Origin of the sequence: Singulisphaera sp. GP187 (assembly GCF_900129635.1) — a bacterium.
GTDB lineage: Bacteria > Planctomycetota > Planctomycetia > Isosphaerales > Isosphaeraceae > Singulisphaera.
Window position 1 is genome coordinate 1,003,468 of sequence record NZ_FSRB01000001.1, and the last position, 26,783, is coordinate 1,030,250.

General features: G+C 62.8%; 23 protein-coding genes. 8 read left to right on the forward strand and 15 right to left on the reverse strand.

What is annotated here, in order from left to right; translation table 11 throughout:
* Nucleotides 1-29 precede the first annotated feature (29 nt).
* Entirely contained in the window at nucleotides 30-1,244 is a 1,215-nt protein-coding gene (locus BUS42_RS03985) for an FG-GAP repeat domain-containing protein (RefSeq protein WP_254053288.1), read from the reverse strand.
* A 750-nt stretch (nucleotides 1,245-1,994) separates the two neighbouring features.
* On the opposite strand from BUS42_RS03985, the gene BUS42_RS03995 reads away from it, so the two are divergent.
* Together BUS42_RS03995 and glgA are read left to right on the forward strand one after the other, a co-directional pair.
* Nucleotides 1,995-2,657, forward strand: a complete 663-nt coding sequence (locus BUS42_RS03995) for an MIP/aquaporin family protein (protein ID WP_074305458.1) — start codon at nucleotides 1,995-1,997, stop codon at nucleotides 2,655-2,657.
* A gap of 59 nt (nucleotides 2,658-2,716) precedes the next feature.
* Entirely contained in the window at nucleotides 2,717-3,937 is a 1,221-nt protein-coding gene (gene glgA / locus BUS42_RS04000) for a glycogen synthase (protein ID WP_143206234.1), read from the forward strand.
* Nucleotides 3,938-4,087: 150 nt separating this feature from the next.
* On the opposite strand, the gene BUS42_RS04005 is transcribed toward glgA, so the two are convergent.
* Nucleotides 4,088-4,675, reverse strand: coding sequence for a hypothetical protein (locus BUS42_RS04005; RefSeq protein ID WP_143206235.1), 588 nt, complete (start codon nucleotides 4,673-4,675; stop codon nucleotides 4,088-4,090).
* Between the two features lie 114 nt (nucleotides 4,676-4,789).
* Complete coding sequence (locus BUS42_RS04010; RefSeq protein WP_074305462.1) at nucleotides 4,790-5,962, reverse strand: acyltransferase family protein; 1,173 nt, start codon at nucleotides 5,960-5,962, stop codon at nucleotides 4,790-4,792.
* 284 nt (nucleotides 5,963-6,246) lie between these two features.
* Here BUS42_RS04010 and BUS42_RS04015 point away from each other — a divergent pair, with 284 nt between their 5' ends.
* A complete protein-coding gene (locus tag BUS42_RS04015; RefSeq protein ID WP_074305464.1) occupies nucleotides 6,247-7,053 on the forward strand; it encodes a DUF3239 domain-containing protein in 807 nt (268 codons plus the stop codon).
* Nucleotides 7,054-7,138: 85 nt separating this feature from the next.
* On the opposite strand, the gene BUS42_RS04020 is transcribed toward BUS42_RS04015, so the two are convergent.
* The 8 genes from BUS42_RS04020 to BUS42_RS04045 form a co-directional block, all read right to left on the reverse strand.
* Nucleotides 7,139-8,641 (reverse strand): multiheme c-type cytochrome, encoded by a 1,503-nt coding sequence (locus BUS42_RS04020; RefSeq protein ID WP_074305466.1) that lies wholly within the window; start codon nucleotides 8,639-8,641, stop codon nucleotides 7,139-7,141.
* 58 nt (nucleotides 8,642-8,699) lie between these two features.
* Nucleotides 8,700-12,050: a cyclic nucleotide-binding domain-containing protein gene (locus BUS42_RS04025; protein ID WP_074305468.1), complete on the reverse strand. Its 3,351-nt coding sequence runs from the start codon at nucleotides 12,048-12,050 to the stop codon at nucleotides 8,700-8,702.
* A gap of 43 nt (nucleotides 12,051-12,093) precedes the next feature.
* Nucleotides 12,094-12,945: a cytochrome c3 family protein gene (locus BUS42_RS44705; protein ID WP_254053289.1), complete on the reverse strand. Its 852-nt coding sequence runs from the start codon at nucleotides 12,943-12,945 to the stop codon at nucleotides 12,094-12,096.
* A complete protein-coding gene (locus BUS42_RS44710) occupies nucleotides 12,942-13,568 on the reverse strand; it encodes a cytochrome c3 family protein (RefSeq protein ID WP_254053290.1) in 627 nt (208 codons plus the stop codon). Before BUS42_RS44710 ends, BUS42_RS44705 begins: the two co-directional genes overlap by 4 nt.
* Nucleotides 13,569-13,585: 17 nt before the next feature.
* Nucleotides 13,586-14,044: a hypothetical protein gene (locus tag BUS42_RS44715; protein WP_254053291.1), complete on the reverse strand. Its 459-nt coding sequence runs from the start codon at nucleotides 14,042-14,044 to the stop codon at nucleotides 13,586-13,588.
* 50 nt (nucleotides 14,045-14,094) lie between these two features.
* Complete coding sequence (locus BUS42_RS44720) at nucleotides 14,095-14,439, reverse strand: hypothetical protein (protein ID WP_254053292.1); 345 nt, start codon at nucleotides 14,437-14,439, stop codon at nucleotides 14,095-14,097.
* 524 nt (nucleotides 14,440-14,963) lie between these two features.
* Nucleotides 14,964-16,538, reverse strand: coding sequence for a multiheme c-type cytochrome (locus tag BUS42_RS04040; RefSeq protein WP_074305470.1), 1,575 nt, complete (start codon nucleotides 16,536-16,538; stop codon nucleotides 14,964-14,966).
* 118 nt (nucleotides 16,539-16,656) lie between these two features.
* A complete protein-coding gene (locus tag BUS42_RS04045; protein ID WP_074305472.1) occupies nucleotides 16,657-18,084 on the reverse strand; it encodes a multiheme c-type cytochrome in 1,428 nt (475 codons plus the stop codon).
* A 510-nt stretch (nucleotides 18,085-18,594) separates the two neighbouring features.
* Here BUS42_RS04045 and BUS42_RS04050 point away from each other — a divergent pair.
* Nucleotides 18,595-19,140 carry a hypothetical protein gene (locus tag BUS42_RS04050; protein ID WP_074305474.1) on the forward strand — a complete coding sequence of 182 codons (546 nt, stop codon included), beginning with the start codon at nucleotides 18,595-18,597 and terminating at the stop codon, nucleotides 19,138-19,140.
* Nucleotides 19,141-19,610: 470 nt separating this feature from the next.
* Nucleotides 19,611-20,069 (forward strand): hypothetical protein, encoded by a 459-nt coding sequence (locus tag BUS42_RS42505; RefSeq protein ID WP_143206237.1) that lies wholly within the window; start codon nucleotides 19,611-19,613, stop codon nucleotides 20,067-20,069.
* On the opposite strand, the gene BUS42_RS04060 is transcribed toward BUS42_RS42505, so the two are convergent.
* Together BUS42_RS04060 and BUS42_RS04065 are read right to left on the reverse strand one after the other, a co-directional pair.
* Nucleotides 20,030-20,602, reverse strand: a complete 573-nt coding sequence (locus BUS42_RS04060) for a hypothetical protein (protein WP_074305479.1) — start codon at nucleotides 20,600-20,602, stop codon at nucleotides 20,030-20,032. The two genes, BUS42_RS42505 and BUS42_RS04060, sit on opposite strands and share 40 nt — an antisense overlap.
* Nucleotides 20,603-20,760: 158 nt before the next feature.
* Nucleotides 20,761-22,296, reverse strand: a complete 1,536-nt coding sequence (locus BUS42_RS04065; RefSeq protein ID WP_074305481.1) for a hypothetical protein — start codon at nucleotides 22,294-22,296, stop codon at nucleotides 20,761-20,763.
* A gap of 620 nt (nucleotides 22,297-22,916) precedes the next feature.
* On the opposite strand from BUS42_RS04065, the gene BUS42_RS04070 reads away from it, so the two are divergent.
* Genes BUS42_RS04070 through BUS42_RS04075 form a run of 3 tightly spaced genes read left to right on the forward strand, consistent with a single transcriptional unit; the run spans nucleotide 22,917 to nucleotide 24,148 of the window.
* Nucleotides 22,917-23,534 (forward strand): type IV toxin-antitoxin system AbiEi family antitoxin domain-containing protein, encoded by a 618-nt coding sequence (locus tag BUS42_RS04070; RefSeq protein ID WP_074305483.1) that lies wholly within the window; start codon nucleotides 22,917-22,919, stop codon nucleotides 23,532-23,534.
* A gap of 24 nt (nucleotides 23,535-23,558) precedes the next feature.
* Nucleotides 23,559-23,690: a hypothetical protein gene (locus BUS42_RS45965; RefSeq protein WP_256386123.1), complete on the forward strand. Its 132-nt coding sequence runs from the start codon at nucleotides 23,559-23,561 to the stop codon at nucleotides 23,688-23,690.
* 26 nt (nucleotides 23,691-23,716) lie between these two features.
* Nucleotides 23,717-24,148: a hypothetical protein gene (locus tag BUS42_RS04075; protein ID WP_074305485.1), complete on the forward strand. Its 432-nt coding sequence runs from the start codon at nucleotides 23,717-23,719 to the stop codon at nucleotides 24,146-24,148.
* Between the two features lie 83 nt (nucleotides 24,149-24,231).
* On the opposite strand, the gene BUS42_RS04080 is transcribed toward BUS42_RS04075, so the two are convergent.
* Together BUS42_RS04080 and BUS42_RS04085 are read right to left on the reverse strand one after the other, a co-directional pair.
* Complete coding sequence (locus BUS42_RS04080) at nucleotides 24,232-24,474, reverse strand: hypothetical protein (RefSeq protein WP_074305486.1); 243 nt, start codon at nucleotides 24,472-24,474, stop codon at nucleotides 24,232-24,234.
* A gap of 377 nt (nucleotides 24,475-24,851) precedes the next feature.
* The gene (locus tag BUS42_RS04085) at nucleotides 24,852-26,615 is read right to left on the reverse strand and encodes an adenylate/guanylate cyclase domain-containing protein (protein ID WP_074305488.1); all 1,764 of its coding nucleotides are present in this window, start codon (nucleotides 26,613-26,615) and stop codon (nucleotides 24,852-24,854) included.
* Nucleotides 26,616-26,783: the final 168 nt, after the last annotated feature.

Consider the following 26,783-nt stretch of genomic DNA (forward strand, 5'->3'; position numbering starts at 1 on the left):
GACTTCACATCGCTTCGCTTGACTATGTTTTACTTCGATGCGCGGGTCTGTTCGAAGAGGAAGACCCCCTTCTTGTTGGCGGTGACGATATCCGGCAGGCCGTCGGCATTGAAGTCGTCGACGACGAACTGCGTGCCGATCCCGCTCTGGTCGTCGATCTCGCGCGGGGTGAACGTGGTCAGGCCGTCAGCGCCCCGCTTGGCCTCAAACCAGTAGAGGTGCGCGGGCTTGTCGGAGCCCGGCTCGCTCTTACCGTGCGACCAGAACCGCTTCCCGGTGACGAGGTCTTTCAGGCCATCGCCGTTGATGTCCGTGGCGTGCAAGGCATGAGTCTCGGACACGAGGTCGGGAAAGAGGTCGTGCTTGGTGAAGACGGGCGAGCCATCCTTCAAGGCGCCTTGTTCGAACCAGCAGATTCCGTAACGGTGCGCGGAGCTGTTAATCACATCCGCTTTGCCGTCGTGATTGACGTCGTAGGTGACGATATCGGCGACGGCATCACCGAGCGAGGCGGGGTGGAATGGCCAAGCGGTGGCGGCAGGGCGGCCCGATTCGGGCTGTTCCCACCAGCCCTTGGTGCAGATGACATCCTGGCGGCCGTCACCGTTCAGGTCCCCGACACCCAGGCCGTGCGCGAACCGTTGGGTCCCGGGGATCTCTTTGCCCGGTCGGCTCGGCTCGCTGATCGCGTGCTTCTCCCAGGGCTGGGTTGGGTCGCTGCCGGGTGTGAACCAGGCCATCTGCCCTTCGTTTTCCTTACCGGTGGGCTGCGTGCCCATCACCAACACGCGATGGCCGTCTTTGAAGAGGTCGGTGTAGAGCGGTGTTTCGTTGCAGGCGCTCGGGCTGATCTCGTGTTGCGGCCAGTGCCCCGGTTTGCCCTTCGGGTTCTCGTACCAGTAGGCGGCCTTTCCCGGAAAGCCGATCACGATCTGGTCGGCCCAGCCATCGCCGTTGATGTCGTCGGCCCAACAGGTCATGCATTCGCTATAGCTCCGCAGCCCGTCGCCGAACTCGCCCGGCTTGCGAATGTCGTGCTTGGTCCAGGCGGGCGCTTCGTACCAGGAGTCGCCAATCAGTACGTCGGGCTTGCCGTCCTTGTTGACGTCGGCGATGGCGACTCCCTCCGACCGAAACTTGCCCTCGATCACCGTCTTTTTCCAAGTCACCGGCGTCTCCGGTTCCTTCCCGTCGGCCTGGAATGACCCGGCAAGGCCCGCCGAGACGGTGAGAGCGGCTGTCAACCAGAATCGTTTGACCATATTCGAGACCTCAGAACCTTACCGAGCGCAGGGGAGGCCTCCTCTTCGGGAGGCCGGTGCTCTGACCTTAATGCCGAATCGTCCGCAATGCCACTGGTCAATGCCTCCAAGGAACGAAGTCACTTTTTCGACGAGCGGCCCCACGCAACTCCCTGAGGAAGACCACGTCGCTCTGTCGAGCAATTCGGTCCGGTTGAACCTGGCTCATCGGTTGTTCCGCGGCTCCCGAACCGTTGGCGTTTCAGGGAGCCTTTGCCGATTGGATCGACGTTAAGCGTGCCGGGGTCCTCGAGCCGGGCATCTGGAGCGAGCGGGGGGTTGCGACCCAGGGGGGATTGGTGGACAATCTGCGCGTGTTGCGCAAGATCGAGAACGAACCCACGCAAAGGTTGAATCTCGAAAGGCTTTACATGGGCGAATGTGACGCTTTGGGCTTGCGAATCCGGTGATGAGCGGTGGGAACGCGCGTTGTCGATCGTCAATGGCAACGTCCGCGTGGAACGCCCCATTTCTGGGGCCTTGAGAAACCCGAGCAATCACTCCCGGCCTGATTGAGACCTGCCTGATCACTGGCGAAACTCGATCCGGGGGCACCGTGACCGGTCCTTTCACGGCCGACGGGTTGCGAGACACTTGCTCGAGCCTTGACGAAGCGCACGCGATCGGGAATCCGTCGCGTAGTCTTGAGACTGAAGAAAAAGCATTCCGTCCGTACCAAAGGGAGCACGTACGATGTCGAGGAAACTGATCGTCGAGTTTATCGGCACCTTCTTTCTGGTGTTAACGGTCGGTCAGACAGTAGTGGGCGCGAAGCCCGACTCGGCCGCCGCCGCCTTGGCACCCGTGGCCATCGGCTCGGCTTTGATGGTGATGATCTACGCCGGCGGCCACATCTCCGGTGGTCACTACAACCCGGCCGTGACCTTGGCCGTCTGGTTGCGGGGCAAGTGCACGACCGCCGAGATGCCTGCCTATATGGTCGTGCAAGTGCTCGGCGCTGTGGTGGCCGCGTTCACGGTCCTGTTCCTTAAAGGGAACCCCAAGCTCCCCGATCCCGCGACTCCGAACATCGCCGCGGCGCTCGTGGCGGAATTCCTCTTCACCTTCGCCCTCTGCTATGTCGTGCTGAATACGGCCACGGCGAAGGGGACCGCGGGGAACTCGAACTACGGCCTGGCCATCGGCTTCACGGTCTTGACCGGCGCCTTTGCCGTGGGATCGATCTCCGGTGGCGCGTTCAATCCCGCCGTGGCGGTGGGCGTGACCTTGATGAAGCTCTCGGCACCTGCGAATATCTGGATCTTCCTGGCGGCCGACTTCCTCGGGGGAGCCGTGGCCGGCCTGCTCTTCAACGCCCTCGACCTCGGCGACGAGAAGACGGCCTCGGTCCGTTGATCAAGCGTGCCGGGTCTCGGAGGGCGGGAGTTGACCTCGATCGAGCGGAGGGCCGACGGATGCGGATTGCGATCTTGACCAATGAGTATCCGCCGAACGTCTACGGTGGTGCCGGAGTCCACGTCGAGTATCTGACGCGCGAGCTCACGCACCTGGGGAAAGGGCAAGGCTCGGTCGAGGTGATCTGTTTCGGCGATCAGAAGATCGAGAATGAGAACCTGCGCGTCCAGGGAATCAATCCCGAGTTTCCGCTCTCCACCTATGAGCCGAAGCATCGCAAGTTCCTGGACACGATGCTCAAGAACCTGGTGATGTCAGGAATCATTGGTGGGGTGGACGTCGTCCACTGCCACACCTGGTATACCCACCTGGCCGGGTGCCTCATCAAGCAACTGACCGGGGCCCGGTTGGTCTTGACCACCCACTCGCTCGAACCGCACCGACCGTGGAAGGTGGAGCAACTGGGGACGGCCTATAATGCCAGCTCATGGGTCGAGCAGACCGCCTACGAGAACGCCGACGGCGTGATCGCGGTCTCCGACTCGATGCGCAACGACGTCCACCAACTCTATGGGGTCCCGCTCGACAAGATCCGCGTGATCCATAACGGGATCGATCTCGATCACTACCGGCCGACCCCCAATCCCGAGGTCCTGGCCCGTTACCAGATCAATCCCGAGCAACCGTTCGTGCTCTTCGTCGGCCGGATCACCCGTCAGAAGGGCATCATCCACCTGGTCAACGCGATCAAGGCGATTCGGCCCGGGGTCCAGGTCGTCCTCTGCGCGGGGGCCCCGGACACGGAGGAAATCGGCCGGGAGATGACCGAGGCGGTCGATCAAGCGCGCCGAGAGACCGCGAATCCGATCATCTGGATTCCGCAAATTCTCCCCAAAGACGAGGTCATTGCGCTCTACACGCATGCCTCATTGTTCGTCTGCCCGTCCGTCTACGAACCGTTCGGGATCATCAACCTCGAGGCCATGGCCTGCGAGACTCCTGTCGTGGCGTCAGCCGTCGGCGGGATCAAAGAGGTTGTCGTTCCCGGGAAAACCGGAATCCTGGTGCCGTTCGAGCCGGTCGGTCCGACCGACTTCGAGCCCAAAGACCCCGCGCAGTTTGTTCACGATCTTGCGAACGCGATCAATCGCTTACTCGACGATCCGGTCCGGCTTCGAGAGATGGGCATTCGATCTCGCGAGCGCGTGGAACACTTCTTTAGCTGGACCAGCATCGCGCGCTGGACGGCCGACTTCTACTGGGACCTGGGCCAGGCTTGAGTCCACGGCCTTTCCTTGACCTTTGGGATGAAGAACCAAGGTCTCCCGGCTGCCCGAGCGGTTTAACGTCGGATGGCGCTGGTCTTGTGCTGTGAACTTTCCGCCTTTGCCAGCCTCTGGGTAAGAAATGGCCGTTGCCATTTCTTACTTTCATTGGACCTTGAAAAGCTTTCCCATCTCTGCCTCACGCTGCAGGGCCTCATCAAGTGGTGGCACCCTCAATTCCTTACGAAGGCCGTCGGTGACTCCCGGCCCGACGTCATAGAGCTTCACCGGTTCGTTGTTGGCAGAATGATATTGGGTGCCGAACCGCTGGGGGCGTCCGATTTTCATCAAAAATCGATCCTCGGTGGCGGCTGCCAACCACCGGGCATTCGGATCTCCCTTGGCCAGCGCAACGATGCAAAACTCGTGAGCCAGTAAGTCGTCTTCCGGCTTGCTGGCATGCTGCAAAATCATCGCAGCCCGGTAGTAGTCTTTACCGGTCCGGATTTCGCCAGCCTCATACAGGGCCTTGATGCGATCCTCGCGATTCTTGTCCCGGGGGATGATGAACTTTGCGTCGATCGGCTGACCAGCCTCGGGTCTGCGGTCCCCCTGATCGTCCGCGAAGAGTTTGGCCAGCTCGGTGTTGTCCGGCCGATCGGACTCGGTGGATTCCTGTTGGCGAGCGATGGCATAGTCGCCGAGATACCCGGCCGCAAATGCGGCACAGAACACCCCGAGGGCGATCCCCAACGCGAGGCTCCACTTGGTTCGCATCGCATGCTTCATTGTTGTCGGAATCGGAAGCTCGGTCTCGATCCGTTTGAGAGTTCGACCTGGTGAGACTCTTACGGGAGGTAAGAAGCGTCAAGGGCGGTGCTTGGAGGGGGCCACGGCTCTGGCCCGGAAACGGTCGCTCCATGGCGGAAGGAGCCAGTGCGGATGCGGTGGGATCAGCTCGGGAGGGTTGTCCGACTCGGGCTCCCCGGCTCTGGAAAGAGGATAAGGGAATCGGTCTTTGAGGCGGAGGATCGGCTTCTCGATGAACTGCCACGAGAGAACGGCCAAGGCGAACGTCGTTGCCAACTTCAAGGCGTCGAGCCCCATCGAATCGTTGCACAGGTTTGTGAAATGCAACGGCGACATGAGTGCAAAGAGAGGTAAGTGGTAAAGATAAATCCCATAGCTAATCGTTCCGAGATAGCAGAGGCTCGGGTCGCGCAAGGGGCGCAGGAGGGGGTGGCCGGCGAAGGCGATCACCAGGCCGACGATCGAGAAATAGAGGAGGCTCAACCGGCTCGCGTTCAGCGAGAAGGCGAGTTTCGGCAGGTCGCTCGTCCAGGCCGCTCCGAACTGCTCGACGGTTCCCGCGGCCAGCATCGGGTATGCGAGCATGGCCGCGCCCAGGGTCATCAAGGCTCCGATGACGATCGGCCGACGCGCTCGGGGCGATCCCGGTTCGCCCATCATCCAGGCCAGCAGGGCTCCCAGGGCGAATCCATCCCAGTTCGTCACCAGGAGCATCGGCCAGAGCCAGAGCCGCGCCATGAACGCTGACCCGACCAAAAGCGGGATCGTTGCGAGGAGCGCACGGCGACCCAGGAGCACGGCGACCAGGGGCCAGAGGAGATAGAACTGTTCCTCGGCCGCCAGGGTCCAGGTGTGCGCGAAGTAAATGCTGAACGCAGGCGGCCGAGCCGACCAGTAGCGGGGCAGGAACTGGGTGAACGTCAGGTAGTAGGGGAGGCCGGTCGTCCGCTGGCGGTAGGTCAGTAACGGATTGACCACGACGAATCCGATCAGAACGGCATAGTAAATCGGCCAGATCCGGAGCACTCGGCGCGCATAGAACGGGGTCAGGAACCGGGGCCTGGTCTCGTGGCTCAGGATGATCCGCGTGATGAGGTAGCCGGAAAGGACGAAGAACATGTCCACGGCCGAGCCGAGCACCGCGTAGTCCGTCCCGAGGCCCATGTGGAGGCTCACCACCATCAGGGCGGCAATTCCTCGCAGGGCGTCCAGTTCAAGGACTCGGCGCATGTCACTCTTCCCTGGGTCCGGCCGGTTGTGGGGGAATACATCGCCCATGTGGCGCAATCCGCATTATCGGAAATATCGGCCCGGGAGCGTTCGCACATTAAGGATTGTCTGGCCGAGGAACCGATTTGTTGCCGGCCCGTGCCTGTCCGGAAGGCCCTCGCACGGCGGAATCGGGGCCCGTAGAATAGGCCATTCCGAGAGATGCTCGGGCCTTGATTCGAACACGAAAGCTCGCGATGAGACCCGGGTTGGCTGCTCTTGAAAGCTGATGTGAGGACGGTCTTATGTCGATCGAGCGGGAAGAACACGAGGATCAGGACGAGGAGTTGCTTGGGGAATCCACGGAGGTCCACCCGTACGCCGGTGAGGAACTGGGTGGGGCGGCGGCGAACGTCTGCCCCGGCTTCGACCCGGAGCCGCTTCGCTTTCTCTTCTACCAGCCGGCGCTACGGATTCTGATCAGCTTCGGTGCCGTCGTCGCCCTCCTGGTCGCCGGGGCGTTCGCGGCCGGTTATGCCCTCCGCGTCCCTGGTGGTGGGTGGTGGCCGGGGTTACTGGCCTCCCTCTTCTATGGCATTGGCATCCTGCTGACTCCGATCCTGCTGATCGACCTTTTGCTCCTTGTCGTGGGTTATGGCCCGACGGCCCGTTACTTCAAAAACGCCCTGCTCACGCCGGGCGTGGTCGTCTCCTCCAAGCCGCTGACGATCGTCATTCTCGGGCCGCTGGGGAATGGGCAGGGGCCGAACTATCACGGGCTGCAACGCATCGACCTGCGATCGCTCCCGTTTCATGCCCACACCCCGGGGACGCGAATTCCTTTCGTCTCCGCCTTCCATCGCGGCGAGGGGCTCGACCGCTGGCTGGCCTTCAGTCCCGAGCCCATCTGCTGGGGGACGGGACGGCGCGAACTCATCGACCGTTGCTTCCAGCGTCTCGGCACCGAAGATTTCGACCGCCTCGACAACTGTATCGCGAATGGCCTCGTGCCGCGGGACGATGACGAACTGATCCTGCTCGACGAGCACGACCGCAAGTTGGCGACCTTCTCGATCCGCGAGGAGAAGGAGAAGTATGCACCCAAAACGTAACGAATTATGACGTGGAATCGATAAATCGAATATTGATTAGGTGTATGATTGCTGGTTGGTTGTGTGGTGATACGGCTGTCCTGGGCTATCGGCCTGAATCGGCCGTCATCAGCACGGAAAGCTCGCGGCGATACCGTTCCATCGCCTTGGTGAACGCCTCGGCAGTCCATCGCCCCGATTGTCCGCCCAGGGAGGAGGAAGGGGCTTCGACCTGGCGTCTCATCGCGTCGAGGGCGGACTTCATGTTTGGGGTCAGGGGCTGACCGAGCCGTTCGAGCGTGCCATTCAAGGTGGCGATGCCGACGAAGCGCTGGGTGGCGGTTTCCCAGTTCAAGGGGGGCGAGCCGGGCTTGTCCGCGACCAGCCGAGCGAGAAGCTGCTGGACCTGGCGCAGGGTGAACGGAGCTTTCGCCGTGTCGAGCAGTTTCCCCACATGGGCTTTCGCTTCGAGCGCAAGCCGTTCGGCGTCCTTCGGCTGGGGGTCGATCGACTCCATCAAGCGGCGCAGGCTGGCGAGGGGACTGCTCTCGTTATTTTTGATATCTTCACTTGGGGATGTCAGTAACGCGGGAGCGATCGAGAAATACCAGTGGCCCCAGGGGAGGGTGACGAGCCCCGTTTGGGCGTCGCGGGTCGAGGGGAGGGTGGTCTCCGCCAGCGGATGGTGGCAGGAGTTACAGGCGTATTCCGCGAATTCGGGCCAGATGCCGATCGGTGAGCGTTCGACCGGTCGCTTGGCTTGCGGTTCCAGGGCGGCATGGGCCCGCAGGCTCAGCAACCCCAGCGCCTCGCGCGCTGAGACGACCTGACCGATCGCCCAGGCACGGGCGTCGAGGTCGGGCTGTTCGCGCCTGACTTTGGATTCGTCCCAGTGTTTGGGAAGGGCCTCGAAATAGGAGAGGAATTCAAAGTCGAGCTGGGGGTGACCGGCGGCGATCAGGTCGTGATCGACGTCGCGCCCGGAGTTGCCGATGTGGCAGCCGACGCAGAGGTTGACCCTGGCTTCGAGGTCGGTCGTGGGCGTCATACCCAACTCGAGCTTCTTCGAGTCGGAGAGTTGCTTCCAGGAGGCCGAGGAATGGGGGGCGAGCCATTGGGACGCGGCCCCATGACAACTCTCGCAGCCAACCCCCTCCGCCGCTGAGACGACGGAGGTTCGATTCAAATTCGGCCCCGGGCTGACGTGGCAGCCGAGACAGCGCGTGTCGGTCTCCGCGCTCCTCGCCTTGCGACCCGAGAAGATGGCGAGCCGGTTTTCGATTTCGATCGAGCGCTTCTGTTTGAGGACCGACTCGGCCCGCGAGTGCGGGTCGAGCGCCATCCAGGTCGTGTAGGCGTTGCGATGGTTGCCCTCGCCCCCGTTCCCGCCATGGCAGGCGAACGCGGCGCACGAGGAGACGCCCACCGGTTCGATCTGATTTCCCTTGAGGTCGTGACGGGACGAGCCCTGAGGAGCGACCTCCTGCGCCACGATCGCGGTGAGGCAGGCCAGGCCGAGACACGAGCCCAGCAGCAGCAAGGCCCCGCCTCGGACGGGGCTCCGTGCGGATCGGATCGATTCGTTCTGTCGGCTACGGAGATGTCGCATGGTCGAGGCCGAACTCGCGTCAGGGTACGTACGTTTCTACAACAATGCAAGCGAAGGACTAGAGCGAGGAGAGCTGAGTGAGGGCGTCGATCCGGATGGCGGCCTCGTGCGGGCAGGCGGTGACGCACGCGGGGCGCTGGCCGGCCTGGGCGCTACAGAGGTCGCAGACGACGGCCTTCTGCTCGACGAGCTTGACGGTCGCCCCTTCCTCACGGTCGAGACGGAGGTCGAGCAATCGGTCCGAGCCGCCCGAGGACGGGGTGACCCGCAATGCCACCGAGTTCTTGCCCGCCTTTAAGAGGGCCGGGAGCATCTGCACGTCGATTTCCCACCAACCGTTGTCACGCGACTTTCTTCGAGCGACCGAGAGCACCCCGCTGGGGTCGGCCTGGTCGGCGGCCGCGACCACCGGCTTGCCGTTGATCCAGACGTTGAGTCCTTCGTCCATGGAGGTCAGGCTGAGGATGAACTCGGTCTCGGGGCCGAGCAACTCGCGCTCGACTTCGAAGTCGTAGCGGAAGACGATGGGGGCGGTGGCCGACCCCGTTCCCTTGCCGGTTGGGTCGAGTGATGTTCGGAACTCACGGTCGAAGACGAACGGGGCGCTGCCGACCCGCCAGTCGCGGTCTCGGCCGCCGTTCTTCGGCCAGTCGTCGGGCAGGGTCGATGCCAGGGCGTACCGCCAACCGAACGAGGACTCGGGGATGATCCCGTCCTTATGCATCTGGATCGCCCCGTAGGGGCACTGGCTGGCGCACGCCTCGCAGCCGATGCACCAGTCCTCGATGAGGATCTCGCCGTTGTTGCCGCGGTGAATCGAGCCGACGGGGCAGCCGATCATGCAGACCGGGTCGAGGCAGGAGCGGCAGGTTGTCGGCACCAGGTATTTGCCGAATCGAGGGCCGTCGAGGAAGAGCCGGCTGCGGCCGTCGTCGTGCGTGTTCACGCAGGCCTGGACGCACTCGTCGCAGCGGGTGCAGCGGTCGAGGTCGATCAGCATCAACCGCTTGCCTTGAAGCAGGCCCAGTTCCTCGGTGCGCCCCGCTCGAGGCGCGGTGGAGGCGGCGGTACGTCCTGCTTTCAGTTGCAAGGCCTCGGCGCTATGCTTCGCTTTCCGTTCGGCGATCAGGTTCTCGAGGTAACGAAGGAACGAGCGTGACGATTCCTTGAGCTCTTGAAACAGTTCTTGGCTGATCCGGACGAGCTGGATCGCTCCCCCCTCACGATCGGGGTCGTTATCGGGATGGCCGTACGCCACGCAGGTGGCCGCACGTGGTCTCCCTTCCAGCAGCGATGTCTCGCCGATCGTCTCACCACGCGATCGATAGGCCAGGACCCGCGGCGGCCCTTCCGGACGTCGCGAAGTTCCCAGCCCTTTGGGGGCGATCAGGTCGAGCAAGAAGCGGTTGTAGGCGCGCGAGCCGCGGTGATAGTCGTACTCTTCCCAGCCTTTGCTCGGCAGGAATTCCCTGATGAGCTTGGCGGGCTTCTTCGACTTCACATAGTCCTGGAATTCCGGGTCGAGAATCAGTGGACGGGTTCGGATGATCGCGTTCAAGGCGTCGATCACGGTTTCCTTGCCCTCGCTCGGGGGCTCGCCGCCGGTCTTCGCCTCCGCCAGGATGGCCTGGGCCGGTTCGCCGAGTCGCTGCCAGATCCGGCCCTTCGGTTCCCCCGCCTTGGTGCTCCCCTCCACCAGCGCGGTCGCGGTGGCTTTCCAATCCTTGATGTCTCGCGAGCGATACTCGTAAGACGGCTCGTCGGCCGCTTCGTCCGCCTTCCATTCGGGAAGCTTATTCCCATAGATCGAATCAATTAAGAGGCGTTGGCAGCGGTGCATGTCCTGCTCCGACACCCGCGATGGGTCGGCCAGGCGCTGCCAGGCCTTCCGGCCGATCCGTTGCGTCAGGGCGAGCGATTCCAACCCCGCGGTGCCATCGAAGCCGGGATTCTTGATCAACGCGTTCAGACCATCCAGCACGAGGCGCTTCGATTCGGATTCAAACCCTTCGTCACCGAGTGTTGTGAGGGCATGTTGAACGTTGCGGGGCAGAAGCTTCCAGACCCGATGCTTCCCCCCTGTGGCCGGGTCCGAACCCGCGGCCAGCTCCGCGCTGAGTGAGGTCCAATCCGTCAGGTCGAGCTCGCCGATCAGGAACGAGGCTTCGTGCATCACCTTGATGATGCCGCCGCGGATCAGGTGCATACTGTCGGATGGTTCATTCTCGTCGTACAGGAGCGCTCCGCTGGGGACTTCGATGAGCTCGGCCGACTGCCGTAGCCGTTCCAGGAGCCGATCGTCGAGCTCCAGAAGCATTGGCAGGTTGCGCAGTTGGAGACGGAGAACGCGCTCACGATAGAGCTGATCGAGTCGCGACTTGAAGCCGGCGTCGCGGTTCATGGCTTCGAGCACGTTTCTGAGCATCTCGAGCATGTAGCAGTCGCGGGAGGCCGTCACCGTCGCGGACCGGGGCGCTCGGTACAGGCAGCTCATTTCGCCGAAGAGCTCTCCCTCGTTGAGCACACCTTCACGGGTCTCGTAGTCGAGGTCGCGGGGGCCGTCGATTGGAATCGTGGACGGTCGTCGTCGCGATTTCTTCTTCTTTTTCCGCTTGATGGCGAAGACGCCGCCGATCCGCGCGAGGAGCGTTTTCGGGGCCTTGGCGCGCGGGAGTTGAATCGTCAGGTGAACCGAGGCCACCTTGCGCGCGATCTCGGCGTCGGCGATCGCGTTCAGCCAGACGGCGAGTTGCGGATCGGCCGACGCGATCTCGTAGGCCTGCGTGCGTTTCCGCGCGGTGTCGGCTTCGATCAGGCTCCGGAGCCGGGCGCTTCCTTCGTCGTCGCCCAGCGCATCGGCTTGGCGCATGGCTTCGCGAAGGCCGTTCATCGCCGCGTCCCCCGCGGCCAGGAGGGCGGCCGATTCCTCGTCGGGGGCGCTGGCGTTGATCGACTTCTCCATGGAAGGGGTCGCCGCGCGGAGGATCGCGACGCGCTCTTTGAGCTCGACGACCTGCTCCTTGGCCTCGGCCACTTTCCCCTTCAGGCTCTCGGATTTCTTGGGGTCGGCCGCCGCCTCGGCGAGTTGCTTCTCGAGGTCGCCGACTTTGGTCTCGGCCTTGGTAAGTTCGCCCTCGGCCACCGTCCGCTGGGTTCGCGGGGCGGCCCGAACGGCCTCGAGTTCGCTGGAGGTCGGGATATAGAAGGCGGTCCAGCCGGGATCGCCCTGGCGGCAGATCACCTCGCCTTTGCGGAAGTGGCGGAGGATCACCGCGCCCGGGAAGTTGGCCAGCTTGGCGGTGGATTTCAGGTCGGAGAACGGAGGAATCTTGGGAAACAGGAGATCGGGGATCGCGACATCGGTGTCGCGAGGCTCCAGATCTGCGGTGAGGTTGACGCTCCTGGCCATGGAGACATCCTTCCAGAGAAGAAACGGGTGCAATCCGTCTATGTCAGGGTGTTTGTATGAGGGGAGGCAGCGGATGGGCCTTGTCGGGAGTGGGGGCTCCCTGGCCTCTCAGAAAGTCCTGGATCGTCAGGTCGCGGGGGGAGTCGCGACTCTCGTGCGGAGCATGATAGGCGTGGCACTCGACGCAGTCGGTCCGCGCCCCCTGGGTCTTGCCGTTATGGCATTGCTGGCACGACTGGATCGTGGGCATCAGAACGTCGCTGGTCAAGCGACTCTCCGCCGACTGCGCGTGGCACTGGCGGCAGTCGAGCGAGCGATGACGCTCGTGGCTGAACACACTGTGCGGGAACCAACGGCTGTTGATCTTCGGGAGCGCGAACCGGGGGAGTTGATCAGTCTCGGGGCTCGATTCGGCCGTCACGCGATGGCAGTAGCGGCAGCCGCCGGCCCCCTCGAACAGGAGTCGGCTCGCTTCGCTCAATTGCTGCTCCGCCCAGTCCGCGGCGGAGCGTCCGTTCGGCGCTGCGGTTGGCTTCGGTCGACCCGGTAGCGGTTGGCCCTTTTCGGAACGAGTTCGCTCGGAATGGACCGAGGGGAACTGCTCGACGAACTGGAGGAAGCGATCGCGGAGAATCGCGCGAACGGTATCGGGACCTTCGCGAGGACCGTTGGGGTGGGCCGCCGGTTCGTTGCGGAACTGATCGGCGGCTTCACTTGCGGCCAGTTCGTTGATCGTGCCGAAGACCCGGACATTGAGCGGGTGGCATTCGCGGCAATGCGTCGGATAATTGATCGGCCTCATGTACCGGCCCGCATCGTCCGTCTGATGGCAGTCGGTGCAACGGAGCGTCTTCCGGTCGAGCGATCCGGCGACGAGCAGGCCCTTGGGATTCATGTGGGCCTGGTGATTGAAGCGGATGGTGCCTTCGTCTTGCGGATTGTCCGAGAGGAAGAACGGGGGTGGGGGTGGGCACCCCCCAGGAACGTCGACACGTCACGGAACGGGCGATCGGCGTCACCGGGCTTGGTGGTGTCCGTATAGCTCTTCAAGTCGGCATGGCATGATGTGCAGTGTCCGTCCTTGACCCGAGCCATCGCCTTCAGGCCTTGATGCTCGTGATGGCAACTGACGCATGCGGTCTTGCCGACCTGTCGGACGTGGTGGACGTCGCCGGCATGGCAGCGCAAGCAGGCCTCGTCGGTCACCGATCGTACGGCATTATTCCCGCTGAGGAGTCGCTTGGCCGTGCCGAACGTGGCGTCGTGACAGGCCTGGCAATCTTCATTGAACAGGGCGTGCGCGGTGGAGACCGATGCGGCCTGGTAGATCTGGCGATTGCCCGGGAGCCAGGTGATGGCGGCAATCAGCGCCGTGCAGCCGAGCAGGACGGTCCAGGTGACGAGGCTCCGCACGCGTTTGAGCCGCCTCGGCCTGCGAAAATAGTCGAGCTCGAGCCAGCTTGAGAGCGACTTCGGATATTCGGATGCGGACTTCGCATCGCGTTGGGACGGCAGCATTGCGCGGGGGACCTCGCCTAATAGTACATCGAGAGGGCCGCGTGGGCCAAACCCAGCACGAGCAAGGCCACCGAGAGCGGGATGTGAATCATGAGCCAGCCGTGAAGCAGGTGATGGAGCCGTTCCTGCTCGCCCAAGAGTCGGCGCTCCTCGCAGAGCGCTCCCAGTGTCGTTAAGGGGCCGTCGACATCCGACGTCCAGGAGAGGGCCGAGATCGCGGCCAACTCGGCCTCCAGCACGCCAGGGGTCGCCAGCGGTGATTTGCGCAAAAACGGTTCACAAAGAAAAGGCCGCACCTCGTTCTCGTAGAACCGGCGGAGCTGAGCGCGGGGCGACTCGGCGCTCGACTCTTCAACTGTCAGGTCGAACGGTCCGCAGATCGCGTCGATCAAGGCGTCGGACTTGCGGCGGAGCAGTGAGCAGAGATGAGGAATCTGTTCGTAAGGGACTTCGCAGGCAATCCGCCGGGCAATCATCCTGGGCAGGAATTGCTGGAAGGCTAGCCCGATGACCCCCGTTGCAATCGTCAGCGTGAGGACGACCCAGAGGACTTGCTCGAGGGGCCCCCCCAGCGGAAGCCGCTGTGGAACAAGATGATCAACTCGCTCAAGAGGCCGAGCCAGATGTGCCCCTTCAGCCAGACCTTTCGCGACCCGAGCCACCAGAGCGACGGCACCTTGCGGAGCGTCGACAGCAGCCCGGCATAAACCATCAGCGCATAGCCAATGATCCCATACCACATCCCAATGACGCTTCCACCATTGAAGCCGCCGGGTGTGGAGTAGTCGAACCAGGCGTACACGATCGCCGCCAGGAGCGCGAGTACGACTGTGGCGAGGAACCAACCCTTCTGACGTGAATCAATCAGCAAGGAGAGGCTCCACCGCTCGCCAACGATGCCCTCAAGGGCACGGAAACAAATCGCCGCATAACGACCTTATCAAAATTAGCCGTAAAACCCCCAACTTCAGTCGTGGGGATATCAGGCGTGAATCTGCTTGACGTCTGAACAGACACTTCGGATACTTGAATTGTCCTCTCGAGGACCGCTCTTTGACAACTCAGAGTTGCCGGTTGCCGGGAGAACATCCTTCCCGGCGGAAAACTTTGAAGGAATAGAAAGCGTCTGGGGTGGCGAGAACCAAGTCATCCCCAACTCGACGCTGTCGGAAACGTCGCGAGACGTCTTCGTCAGATACGTACTGTGGGGCACACAGGAACGGGAGGCTTCGGCCTCCAAACGCTCAGGGAGTGGGTGTAAGACCTTCGTATTGAAGGCGGTCCACGTTGAACTGAGAATCCCCCGCCTTCAGGCGTGGGGAGTGTCAAATTTATAGCTCAGACTTGGAACGAACGCAATCGAACCGACTCTGCCGGTGGTGAGGTCAGGTCAGCTCAGAGCCGAGGGAGCAACCCGGTCAGTTCCGCAAACCGGGTCTGGAAGGTGGCGGGGTTGAAGTCGGTGACCGCCTTGAGCCGCTTGGCGAGGGTGGCCTCGATCGGCTCCTGGGTTCCGGCCGAGGGGAGGCTGAATCCGAGTTCCTCGTCGGTCTGTCGCAGGACCTTCGCGATCGGCGCATCCGGGCCGGCCTTGGGCTCGATCTCGTTGTAGATCGTGCGGAACGCCCAGAAGAGTTGCCGGGCCGTGTCGTAGTCGGGGATTTCCGACCGGGCCGCCCGGCAGACGCGGTCGAGGAGGCGGATGGCGACCTCGCGGTCGACGGGGGACTTGCCGAGGTCGGCGAGGACTTCATCGATCCAGGCGGTCAGGGATCGGGCCGAGGCGATCGCCTGGTCCTTGTTTCCGAACGGTCGAGCCGAGAGGGCGGCGTGGAACTCTTTGATCCGCCGATCGAATTGCTCGAGCCGCGGCTTCACTTGCGCGGGGTTCGCGGCCTCGATGCCCAGCCCGACCAGCGCGACGGGCCAGCTCGGAGCGGGCGGGCGCCCGGGGACCCCTGGGAATCCACGCGTCTGCCGCCAGTTCGGACGATTCACCTCGTGGTGGCAGGCGTAACAATCGAACCGCGCGAAGTCGGGCCAGCGCGTGCCGGGGATATTCCCGAGCTCGTCCTTTTCCGCCTGCGCCGCGAACAACTTGAGGGTCTCGCGGAGCGGCACCAGTCCGCTGACCGCCACGAGTTCGGTGTGCTCGAGGTTGTCGAGGTTCAGCGTTGATTCGAGCGCCTTGCGCACTTCCGGGCGCCTCCCTTGCCGTTTCTCGCCGAGGTACTCCCAGTGATAGGGCATGGCTTCGCTGAAGGTTGAGACTTCGAAACCGGGCAGGGGGGGATGGCCCGCCGCATACATGGCGTGGGTCAGGACGTTCCCTTCCTCATAGTTCCCGACGTGGCAGGAGAGACAACGCTTGGTCCGGGTGACCGGATCCCAGAGGTCGACCATGCCGTACTTGCTTTCCTTTTCCTTACGGCTCAGGCTGCGCCACTTCGGATCCTCGAATGTCGTGTGCTCGAACACCCATTCGCGGAACGCGCCGTGGCAGGCAACGCAACTGACGCCGTCTCCCTTGGGATCGAACTGCTGGGCTCGCATCGCTGGCCTGGCCGCTTCCCCAGCTTGCTGCCCGACCACCGGCGATCGGTCGGTGACGCTGTGGCAGCCCAGGCAGGAGCGGTGCGTGGTCACATCGATCCCGAGGATCTTGCCCATCTGCGTTCCGCGCGGGTTGGACAAAACGGCGAACGCGTTTTTGTGCTTGTCCTTGGTCCCCCAGATCGTCGCTTCGTTCATCCGGCAGATGACCGACTCCACCTTGTAGTTCTCGGGGTGCGCATGGCATTGTGCGCAATAGCGCTCCCCGAAGATCAGCGGGGTTCGTCCGTCGGGAATGGGGTCCGCCGCCCCCTGGCGTCCCTGCGCCTGGCCGTGTGCCGGGGGCAAACCGGTGAGCAGCAGGGCCACGACCAGGCCTGCGAAGGTCAGGAGCCGGTCTCGTTGCGTCGCCGCCATCAGTTCCTGTCTCCTCGTCGCATTATCACGGGATCATGAATGATGACCCGGAGACTCGTGGGTGACGACCTGACCCAATCGATTCGGGATAGGTTGTGAACACTTCGGAAGACTGTGCTCATTCACGAGGCCGGCCGTCAAGGGGCTGGAAGGTTCCCGACGCCGCTCGATCCGGGACATACGGGGCCAGCAGTCGGTTCCGGCGGTCGCGAAGCTCGTTGAGCAACCCCGGATCGTTCTGGAGTGCCGGGCCGAGTGCCTGGCGGAGCGGGACCAGGCCGAGGTAGATCTGGGCCTCGCCATCCCAACCCGGCCCCGCCGGTTCGACGCTTGGGATCGCTGTGGCGCGGAGGGTGCGGAGCAAGGGTTCGGATCGAGCCGGGTCGAAGGTCTCGTGCTGGACCGTCAGCAGCCAGCGCTCCAGCGCCTGGGCCGCTTGGCCCGCCTCTCCGGCGATCCGGTGCGAGTCCGGCAGCGGCACGTTCATCGAGGCGCGAAGCGGGCCGAGGCAGGTGGCGGCCGCCCTGGCCGCCGGGTCTCGATCTCGATTGTGCTCCGCCAGCGTCGAAATCAAGGGGAAGTACCAGGTTCCCCAGGCGGGGATCCCCGGTGGTGAGGCGGGCCCCACGCTCCTTGTTCCCGAGGGGCGGGAGCGGAGATCCTGGTGGCAGGAGGCACAGTCGTACTCGGAGAATTCGGGCCAGCGACTGGGCCCGTCCGGTCCGGCCCGGGCGGCTTCCTTGGCGCGGCTCTCCAGCAGTTCAAGGGCGGTCCGGCCCGAGATGAGCTGACCGATCGCCCAGGTTCGCGCGGGGAAGTCACTGGCCGCGTTTTGGCCGGTTTCCACCCAGTGCGCGGGGAGGTTGGCGAGAAACGAGGAGAATTCGAAGTTGAGCCGAGGATGCCCGGCCGCGATCAGGTCGTGATCCACCTCGCGGGCCGGCAGACCGTCGCGTGCCGGAACTCCGACATGGCAGGCCACGCAGCGCTCGGCTCTCACGACCAGGTCGTCGAGCCGGACCTTGCCGAACCGCGCTTCTTTCTCAGGCGAGGAGAGCAGGTCCCAATCGTAGGTGGTGTGTTGCGCCAGCCAGGAGCCAGACGAGCCATGGCACGACTCGCAGCCCACCCCGTCCTGGCGAATCGTCGCCGCCAGTTCCGGGTTCACGGCCGGTCCAGGGGTGGAATGGCAGGCGAGACACCGGCTGTCCTGGTGCGCGGGGATGGTACGCCCGGTGCCTTGCCCGATTTTTTGGGCGATCGATCGGGACAAGTCCGAGTAGAGCGTCTGAAAAGCGTTGGCGTGCTGATCGCGCGAGGCCCAGACCGTGTGTTCGTTGCGGAAGATCCGAGAGCCGTAGACCGGAGTCGGACTGCCATGGCAGGCTGTCGACGAGCAACGCCCCGCGCCCCAGTTCGCTCGCGACAAGGCGATCGGCTGGGCCAGCGGATCGGCGGCAGAGACGCGCATTGCTCCCGCGGCGCATGCGAGGAAGACGAGCAAGGGCACGATCACCCGGGCCATCACCGTCTTCAGAGCTCGCATGCAAAGGGACTCCGTCCGTCCGAGAAAAGGCGTTTAAAGAAGGGGATGGCGTGAACTTTGTCGACGGATTCGGTTGGGGCGGCAAGATCATCACGAATGGCCGAGACAATGATAGACTGAATCGACATGGGCGAGAGCCGCGCTCAGTCCAAAGCGGCTCGGACACGACCTGCTGGGTTCGATTGCGCCGATCGCTCCAGTCGAATTGCCTCGAACCGGTGACTCGTCCTCCCACCTCTGATTGAACCGCAAGATCCGTTGAAAAATCAATCGCCCAGAGTGTGTCTGGCAATACCCTGGGGGGGGGCGGGTCGCCTGCGGTTTCATGGGGCTTACGCTCTCTGTCTTCCTGAAGCTTTGTGAATGAGCGTGAGCGCAAACCGCTCGGGGAAAAATCGACGGAGGGAGCAAAATTGTTGTGTCCCGCACGAAATCCGTGTACGTATTAAACACAAGGATCGTTTCCAGATGCGTAACAATCTCTGTCCGATACCTGACTGGAAGATCCCCATGGCACCTACCCTTCTCTTATCGCTGGCCCTCGTCCTACAATCTCCCTCTCAGCCGTCCCCTGAGAAGGACGTTTTCAGTGATCCCCAACTCGTCCAGCTCAAAGCCTTCGCGACTCAACCCGTGGACCCATCCCTGTCCAAGACGAAGCAGACTGCGTTTAAGAAAAAGCAAAACAAAGCGAAGCTCGCCTATAACGCCCGCCTCAAAGCCCTCCAGCAGGAAGCCCATGCCCTCAAGATGGCCCCTGTCATCGAGGCTCAGCAGCGTATGGCCCGGGATCAGCAAATCGCCCAACAATCGCTGCGAAGCGAACAACGTGCGGAGGAATCGCTCGCGATCCAACGCCAAGCCGTCCGGAACACTCAACTGTTCCGACAGCAACTCCTCTATGGCCCCGCCACCCAAACCCCGAATGGCCCCTTGATCTACGGCGATAGCTCGGCCGGCCCTTACAGCGCCTCGGTCATGGTCCCCAAGGTCGCCCCTTCTCCGTCCCCCATGGCGAACCAACTGCCTTTGTATATCCCGCTGTTTGTTCCTTGATGAAGCAAGAAAACGGGACGGAGGAAATTTCGAATCGGTTGAGTTGAGAAGCGGTCTGTTAAGAACTTGGTTTAGCTTGATTGTTATTGTGATAAGTGATGTGGATTGGTCGTTGGTCTTCGCTCGCCTGGCAGAGGCGAGCGGGGAGCGTAAGCTCCCTGTCTTGCGACGGAGAAGTGCCCCCCGGTAGCCTGGCAACAATGGCCCTGTGGCCCATACATGAGTTTGGTGCGGCTGCCGGCATTGCCGACGAGGGCGCGGCCGGTGTTGATCCCGATGCCGATCCGTTCGCGACAGAGGTTGTCGAGCGCCGGCAACCCGGCGAACATCGCGGTCGTGGCTTTGCTGGCGAGGATAGCGTGGTCCGTTTGTGTTACCAATTCGACTCGCCGACTCATTGAGAACAACTTCCCTCTTGCTGGCTCAACGGCCTTGGTGCAAAATACCTCAACTTTCTTGGAGGATTTTGTATGGCCCGGTCGAGCCGTGCGGCATCCCGCGCTCTGTTCAGCAGGGCCGTGGAACAAGGCGGCTATTTCACCGCAAAACAAGCAAAAGAGGTGGGATACGGCTATCCGCACCTTGAATATCATCTTCGCGTGGGGAACTTCGGGGAAGGAAACAGGGACGCAGCTAGTTTTGGCGTCGGAATGGCGGACGTCAAAACTAGCTGCATCCCCGTTTCTGCACTGATTAAGAGTGTTATCATTGTTCAGAGCACGGCGCAAGCATTATTTTTAACCCTGTCGCATATTTCTCCTTGGCGAGCATTTCCAGTTGCGCTATTCTCAACGCATGGACGGTTGCTTGCGTATCGACAAGAACGCGGACCACCTCAAGAAGGCCTTGGTGGATTAAGAACTACCGTCGGCAGAAGTCCGATGGTGGTTCAGGTATTTCTCATCACCACGACCAACAGCACGGTGTAGGCAATCCAGCAAAAACCCACGACCCGGTTGTATCGATCAATCCAGCCAGGTTCTGGTCGCCATTGGCCGATGCAGAGCATGGTTGCCCAGGCCGTTGCCACGATGGTGCCGATTTCCGTCAGTTTGTCTATGATTATGATCGGCACTTCGCCCTTGTTGAATGGGATGGTGTAACCCAAATCGACAACAAGGTTGAGCACGCTTAGTATGACAGCTGCAGGGACTACCCATGACATTACCGCAATCGCCGCGACGAATCCGGGCTGGACGCGTAGCTCGCTCCATCCGGGACGTGGCGATCTCAGTCGGAACGCTATCCCGGTCGTAGTCATGAGGACCAAGATCGGGCCGCATAGTTGGACCCAGAGGTAGTAATACTGATTGCCGGTGAGCCGTCCATTGGGTCGCCACTGCAAGCCGAGCCGGAATCGGGGTTCAAATACGTGTGCGAGCCACCGTTGCCACGCGAGGGCAATTGCGAGATTAGCTACGACAATCATCAGGTCGAAAAGCACAAACTTTCGGTCGGGCATTGGGGAATCCTCGGGGGAAGGAAACGGGGAATCCTCTAGTTTTGGCGTCGGAATGGCGGATGTCAAAACTCGCTGCGTCCCCGTTTCTGCGCCCTTGCCGGCACCCCGCAGCACGAGATCTCGCTCCGCCACCCTGGGGCTTGACCAGTCGCACCGGCTCATGGATTGGCGCCGGGGGCGTTATGTCTTTGCATCCAACGCGCGACGTAGTCACGGATCGACACCACGTCACCCTCCTGGAACTTGCTCGTGCCGAAGGCCCGGCCGCCGAGCTCGCGGAATTGTCGATCCGCGTCGATGATCCGGCTGCAATAGCCGCAATAGACCGCGTAATTCATTCGCTCATCTTCGATGTGGGGGTAGCGCCGGAGGTATTCCTCGTAGACCGAGAAGATGTCATTGAAGACCTCGTCCGGGGACAGGAACTGGCCTTGCTGCTCCCTTGGGAGGTTCTGGGCGGCCCGGTGATAGGCGTCGGCCACCAGCAGCGGGATCCCGGGCCACCAGTTCTTGGTGTCGCGGCAGGCCCGGCCGAAGGCGAGCAGTCCCTCCTGGGAGCCGTGCCACTTCGGGTCGAGCCAGTCCATCTTGGCCTCACAGGCTTCCTTGCAATCGCCGTCGGCTTCCATCGCGCGGGCGAACCAGCGCTCCATGTCGGCCCGGTCCCCGTCGAGGCCCATGTTGACCACGATGAGTTGCCATGCCGGCCTTGGGTCGCCCGGGTCGAGCTTCCAGGCCTCCTCGAGCAGGCGCCTGGCCTCGGTGAGCCGCTCGCGCATCGCTCGCCACCCTTCGTCGTTGACAGTCTCGGCCATTCCGCCGCCGCGGGCCGCCCAGGCTTGGGCGATGAGGTAGCGTCCCTTGAGCTTGAGCCGCTCGGCCTTCATGGCCGGGATCGCGGCCAGAGCGGCGTCGACGTGCTCGAATGCCGCCGTTGCGTCACCGGTGGCGTGCAGGTGGCCCTCGAAGGCGTCCCAGGGGATCCCGTACCAGTTATGGTCGCGCCCGGAATCGAACCCATCTTCCGCGACAACCTTTGGCAAGAGCGCAAGGGCGGCATCGAAGTACCGGGCAGCGGCCTCACCGTCGCGACGTGCCGCCTTGATCCTGCCGGCGTAGATCTGGGCGATGGCGCGGCGGAAGGGGGGATAGGCGCTCTTCTCCAGGGCGTCCGCGAACCGTACGTATCGCTGTGCGACCTCCTCGGTGTCGCCGCTCCCTACCGCGGACATGCGGCCGTGGACGTAGAGCACCATCGGATCGTCGCAGCCCTTGTCCACCGCCTTCTGGGCCAGGCCGAGGACGGCCTTATGACGGGCACGCGGATCGAGGTCACGGGTGAAGAGCAGCGCGGCTGCCTCGAGCGACTCGCGGGCCTCGCGGTCCCACCGTGGGGCCTTCTTGCCGACCCGATCATACGCACCGCCGAGGGTCCGCCGGTTCCATTCCAGCCTGTCCCGGCGCCGTTGCGCCTGCCGCCTCGGATCTTGCGGGATGGGTGTGGCCGCGACGGCCGGGGCGGCGTCGGGCGCCGGGGGTGTGGCGGGCGCCGGGACGGCGGCGGGTGCCGGGGCGGCGGAGGAGTCGGGAGACAACGAACTCGCGTCAGCGGGCGAACCCTGCGTCGGCGGTGTCGAGGACTGTCCCGGGCTGCAACCGGCGACGAGGAGGAGAAGCATCAGCGAGACTCTCATGGGGGAGATACCTCGTCAGGTCAGGACGAAATCATGAGTCGGAACGTTTCCGATTCTAACAAGGGCGCCGCCAGGATGTCAGAAAGAGCATTGAACCACGATGAGTTCCGTGTATTGGCCGTTGGTCTTCACTCGCCTGACAAAGGCGAGCGGGGAGCTGATCGCTCCCTGTCTTCCGACGGACAAAGTGCCCCCGGTCACGTGGCGACAGCCTCGGTGATTGCGTCCGTGTTGGAATTGCCGGAAGTCTCGTGAGGGGAAACGCCGCCGGCGCAGCGGTACAGCCCGTATGAATTCCTCGGTTTGAAACTGTCCAGTGATCGGTTCTGAGATCTGCTCTGGATGCCGACAACGGCAGAGGGAACAACCAAATCTCAAATTGTCAGGGGCCAACGGACATAAGGGCCGGGCCGGCCCTGCTAAAGTTGGGGGCTCGGCGAGCCCCCAACTGAGAACTTGTCGGCTGCACTGCTGACTGCTTTACCACTTTTCGGCTGGTTTTCAGCCCAGTCGTGGATCGTTGTTATCAAAATGACTCGCCGACTCGATGAGAACAACTTCCCCCATGCTGGCTCAACGGCTTTGGTGTAAAATACTTCAACTTTCTTGGAGGATTTTGTATGGCCCGGTCGAGCCGTGCGGTATCCCGAGTCCTGTTCAGCAAGGCCGTGGAACAAGGCGGCTATTTCACCGCAAAACAAGCAAAAGAGGTGGGTTACGGCTATCCGCACCTCGATTATCATCTTCGCGTGGGGAACTTCGAGCGGGTCGATCACGGACTCTATCGGCTTCCGACGGTTCCCATCGGCGAGCATGACGAGCTGGTGCGCCTCACGCTCTGGAGCCGGAACCAGGGCGACGAACCCCAGGCCGTCGTCTCCCACGAATCGGCCCTTGTCTTTCACGAGCTGAGCGAGCTCCTCCCGAGTACGATCCACCTCACCGTACCTCCGAAGTTTAGAAAGAAGGCTCCGCCCTGTTGTGTTCTTCACCGGGCCACACTTCAGCCCACGGACGTGGAAGAGCATCAGGGCTTCTGGACCACGACCTCGCTCCGAACGCTCCTTGATGTGGCCGAGAGCGATACCAGCCAGGAGCAACTTGCGAAGGCGGTCGCTGATGCACTCGCTCGTGGGCTTGTGCGAAAAAAAAGTCTTAAACTCGTGATGATGACGCAGGGGGCGGCAACCGGGCGACTGCGTGCCGCTGTCGAGGACCGAGCGACGACGAGCTCGTAATGAGGAGGTGCGTAGGGAGGTGTCATGACAAAAGCAAAAGCGTTCGTCACCGCGGCTGCTTTCAAGGCGTCGCTCGAAGTCCGGCTCAGGAAGGTGGCTGCCGAGCGCGCCGTACCGTTCAGCAGGCGGGGAGAAAGGGGACCGGGGAAGTATTGAAGTAGGCAGGCCACTATCCTCTCGCCATGTTCGACACTCCGCCCCCAGACCCAGCCGACCACGCCGAGGACTTCGCCCACCGCTATGCCTACGATCTCGACGCCAATTGTGCGGTGCGCATGGCGGAACCGGGCATCCCCGAACGTCTGCACGGCACACGCGACCTGGAAGGCGACGGACACTGGACGGCGTTCATCGCGCGCGACCGGCAGGGCGGCAGCTTACTGGAAGGGATCGCCGTCAATTCTGGTTGCCTGAATCCGCAACTCTTGAAGGAAAAGCCGGGAGCCCGTGTCTATGCCGGAGCGACCCTGCGAGACCGGATTGACGCGATCATCGCCCACGAGTACGAGGAAGACCGGTTAGGAACTCACGAGGCGGCGCTGACGCGTGGCGCGACGACGGCGTTGCCGGTCACGGACGGGGCGAGGCGAATCTTAAAGGCGATGGGGGGATAGGTTGCGGCGTAGTTGCAGGAAGTGCCCGCGACAGCCAAGACGGCACTGCTGTCGACGCAAAGTCGCCGAAACCTGCACTCATCCTATTGCTCGCTTCCTTTCACGCAACCCGCAAGTTCAGCCTTCCGGTCGAACCCTTCCTGCGTCAGCCGGTAGATCGATTCCGGCCCGTCGCGGAACGTGCTGCCGGATCGCATCAGGCCGGCTCTCGCCAACTCGCGGTACAGCTCGCGGGTAGAGTCGTTGACATCGATCTGGCCGTGCCGCTCGATGTGCAGGCGGAACAGGGACAGGGCGGCTTCGGACAACGTGATCGTTTCGGGCATGGTTCCCTCCTTGTTGTTGCCATGATACCGGCGGTAGCGGCGTGGATGAAGAGCAGTCCGGTAACGCTTGTCCCGCTCATGAGCGACGGGGGACTCCTCGTCACTACGGGAGGAAATCAAGTTATCAGGAGCCGATATCGCGATATCGGCTCCTGATACCTTTGAATACACTTGGAAGCTCCGGTATCGTGGCAAAAATATTAATGTATTGTGAATGTGTGGATAATTTAATGATTTTGATTAAATGTAATGCAGAAGCGGGCGGGGCGCCCGCGGTCCCAGGGGGGGCAGGCGGCCCTCAGGAGTGGCGATCCCGGATCATCCTGGAGTTGATCGACGAACGGGTGGTTCACTCCCGCAGTTTCGGTCTGAGAGGCTCACTTTTGGACGAGTTCGACGACCGGATCGAACGATTTATGAGGGGTCTTGAGACACTCGATGCACCGGCCCACGAGTGTCAGGGAGGGGAGGTCGTACTGGCCTTCGGGACCGGAGACGAGGGGGTACAAGGTGCGGCAGGCCTCGGCGAACCGGCCCTGCTCGTAATGCGCGAGCGCTGACTCATAAGCGGCGCGGAGCGATTGCCAGGCGGCATCGACGCTGCCGGTGTGGAGCTCATAGAGGTCGGCGGCGCCGTCGATGCCGGCAACCCGGACGCGGCAGAGCTTTCTCGCGGGGAGTTCACCACGCAGCTTTTCGTGGGTCGATCCGGTCATCAGGACAGGGACCCCAAGGTGCTTGGTGGCGCCCTCGACTCGGCTGGCCAGGTTCACCGCGTGGCCCTGCGGGCCATACATGAACTTGGTGCGGCTGCCGGTATTGCCGACGAGGGCGCGCCCGGTGTTGATCCCGATGCCGATCCCGAGCGGGCCGCCGATCCGTTCGCGCCAGAGGTCGTCGAGCGCCGGTAACTCGGCGAACATTGCGATCGCGGCCTTGCAGGCGAGGATGGCGTGGTCCGGCTGGTCGGTGGGCGCGTTCCACATGGCGAGCATGCCGTCGCCGCTGTAGCCGACGACGACCCCCTTGAACTCGAGCACGCGGACGGTCAGACGCTCCATCACGTCGCCGGCAAGCTGGCAGGTCTCGCGCGGCGTCAGTTTCTCGGAAACGCGTGAAAAGCCACGGATATCACTGAACAGGATCGTGATCTCCCGCTCGCGCCCTTCCAGCAAGCTCGGATCGCGGTCGAGCTCGCGCGCCAGTTCGGTTGAGAAGAACTGTTCGAACTGGATACGCCTCCGCGAGGCCTGCGCTTCGCTCTCGGCCCGCGCTAAGCCGGCCTCGACCGCGGTGGCCAGGACCTGAACCAGTTGTGCTTCCAGCGGCCGGATCGCCAGTTTGAACGACCCTGGTTTCAGCAGTCGCGCCCCATAGACGACGCCGACGACCTCACCGTCATCGTTCAAGATCGGCGCGGCCACCACGGCGCTGATTTCGAGCAGGCTGGCCGAGGGGGCATCGTCCGCCAGGTCCTGGTAGAAGGTTCGCTTGTCCTGACAAACGCGCTCGAGCACTCCGCGGCTGAAACTGGCTCCTGTGGTGTGGCTCGACTCCGCATCGTGGTGGGCGATGACCTCCCAGCCTTCGCCCCGTTTCAGGATGACGAGACCACGATCCAAGCCGATCAGTTCGACCACGGCCCGGGCGGTCTGGGTGTAGAACTCACCCGAGGAGACCGACGCCCGTTGGACCGAGACCACGGCCTCGAACCAGCGTGCGAGGGTTGCCGCATCGATGCCTTCTTCCTTGGGCAAGCCGGTGAGGAAGTTCGACTCACCCGGGCGGAACGGCCGCTCGACCGTGCGCATGCTCTCGAAATAGGTTCCCTCTCCCCCCTCCTCGGCTTTGAGAAGGGTTTCGCCGATCGTGAGCCGGACCGGAAGGGGAGCCTCGCACTGGCCCCCCGGAACGATCATCTGGCCGCCGGTGAGCCATACCGGGAACCGTTTGCTCAGGTTCTGGATCAGGAGCCGTCGTAACGGGGCCTCCTCGATCCGGAGCTGGTCCCCTGAAACCGAAGGATCGAGCAGAACCCGTCTCGGCACGTCGCGCTGGGGACCGCGGCCAAATTCGATCGGACCGCTTTCATGCACGAACTGAGCCTGAGCGTTCTTGTAGGTCAGCGAGATCCGGAGCATGGAACGCGATTCCTCGTCATCGTTGAGAGACGTACTTCCTCGTCGTCCCTCCCGCTCCAATGTACAACAATGACAGTGAATTTGCCCAGGAACCGACTTGCCCCCTCCCAACGCCAGGTTGCCGGCGACCGGACGTGCCTGAAAAACATCAAGAAGTCTACAGCCCAG

What these genes read in the sequence shown, in the direction of transcription:
- BUS42_RS42505 (WP_143206237.1), top strand. Translation starts at nt 19,611, where the DNA reads ATGGCCCGGTCGAGCCGTGCGGCATCCCGCGCTCTGTTCAGCAGGGCC.
- BUS42_RS03995 (WP_074305458.1), top strand. Translation starts at nt 1,995, where the DNA reads ATGTCGAGGAAACTGATCGTCGAGTTTATCGGCACCTTCTTTCTGGTG.
- BUS42_RS04080 (WP_074305486.1), bottom strand. Translation starts at nt 24,474, where the DNA reads ATGCCCGAAACGATCACGTTGTCCGAAGCCGCCCTGTCCCTGTTCCGC.
- BUS42_RS04045 (WP_074305472.1), bottom strand. Translation starts at nt 18,084, where the DNA reads ATGCGAGCTCTGAAGACGGTGATGGCCCGGGTGATCGTGCCCTTGCTC.
- BUS42_RS04040 (WP_074305470.1), bottom strand. Translation starts at nt 16,538, where the DNA reads ATGGCGGCGACGCAACGAGACCGGCTCCTGACCTTCGCAGGCCTGGTC.
- BUS42_RS04010 (WP_074305462.1), bottom strand. Translation starts at nt 5,962, where the DNA reads ATGCGCCGAGTCCTTGAACTGGACGCCCTGCGAGGAATTGCCGCCCTG.
- BUS42_RS04075 (WP_074305485.1), top strand. Translation starts at nt 23,717, where the DNA reads ATGTTCGACACTCCGCCCCCAGACCCAGCCGACCACGCCGAGGACTTC.
- BUS42_RS04020 (WP_074305466.1), bottom strand. Translation starts at nt 8,641, where the DNA reads ATGCGACATCTCCGTAGCCGACAGAACGAATCGATCCGATCCGCACGG.
- BUS42_RS04060 (WP_074305479.1), bottom strand. Translation starts at nt 20,602, where the DNA reads ATGCCCGACCGAAAGTTTGTGCTTTTCGACCTGATGATTGTCGTAGCT.
- BUS42_RS44715 (WP_254053291.1), bottom strand. Translation starts at nt 14,044, where the DNA reads ATGATTGCCCGGCGGATTGCCTGCGAAGTCCCTTACGAACAGATTCCT.
- BUS42_RS45965 (WP_256386123.1), top strand. Translation starts at nt 23,559, where the DNA reads ATGACAAAAGCAAAAGCGTTCGTCACCGCGGCTGCTTTCAAGGCGTCG.
- BUS42_RS04085 (WP_074305488.1), bottom strand. Translation starts at nt 26,615, where the DNA reads ATGCTCCGGATCTCGCTGACCTACAAGAACGCTCAGGCTCAGTTCGTG.
- BUS42_RS44705 (WP_254053289.1), bottom strand. Translation starts at nt 12,945, where the DNA reads ATGAATCCCAAGGGCCTGCTCGTCGCCGGATCGCTCGACCGGAAGACG.
- glgA (WP_143206234.1), top strand. Translation starts at nt 2,717, where the DNA reads ATGCGGATTGCGATCTTGACCAATGAGTATCCGCCGAACGTCTACGGT.
- BUS42_RS44710 (WP_254053290.1), bottom strand. Translation starts at nt 13,568, where the DNA reads ATGCTGCCGTCCCAACGCGATGCGAAGTCCGCATCCGAATATCCGAAG.
- BUS42_RS04070 (WP_074305483.1), top strand. Translation starts at nt 22,917, where the DNA reads ATGGCCCGGTCGAGCCGTGCGGTATCCCGAGTCCTGTTCAGCAAGGCC.
- BUS42_RS04015 (WP_074305464.1), top strand. Translation starts at nt 6,247, where the DNA reads ATGTCGATCGAGCGGGAAGAACACGAGGATCAGGACGAGGAGTTGCTT.
- BUS42_RS04025 (WP_074305468.1), bottom strand. Translation starts at nt 12,050, where the DNA reads ATGGCCAGGAGCGTCAACCTCACCGCAGATCTGGAGCCTCGCGACACC.
- BUS42_RS04050 (WP_074305474.1), top strand. Translation starts at nt 18,595, where the DNA reads ATGGCACCTACCCTTCTCTTATCGCTGGCCCTCGTCCTACAATCTCCC.
- BUS42_RS04065 (WP_074305481.1), bottom strand. Translation starts at nt 22,296, where the DNA reads ATGAGAGTCTCGCTGATGCTTCTCCTCCTCGTCGCCGGTTGCAGCCCG.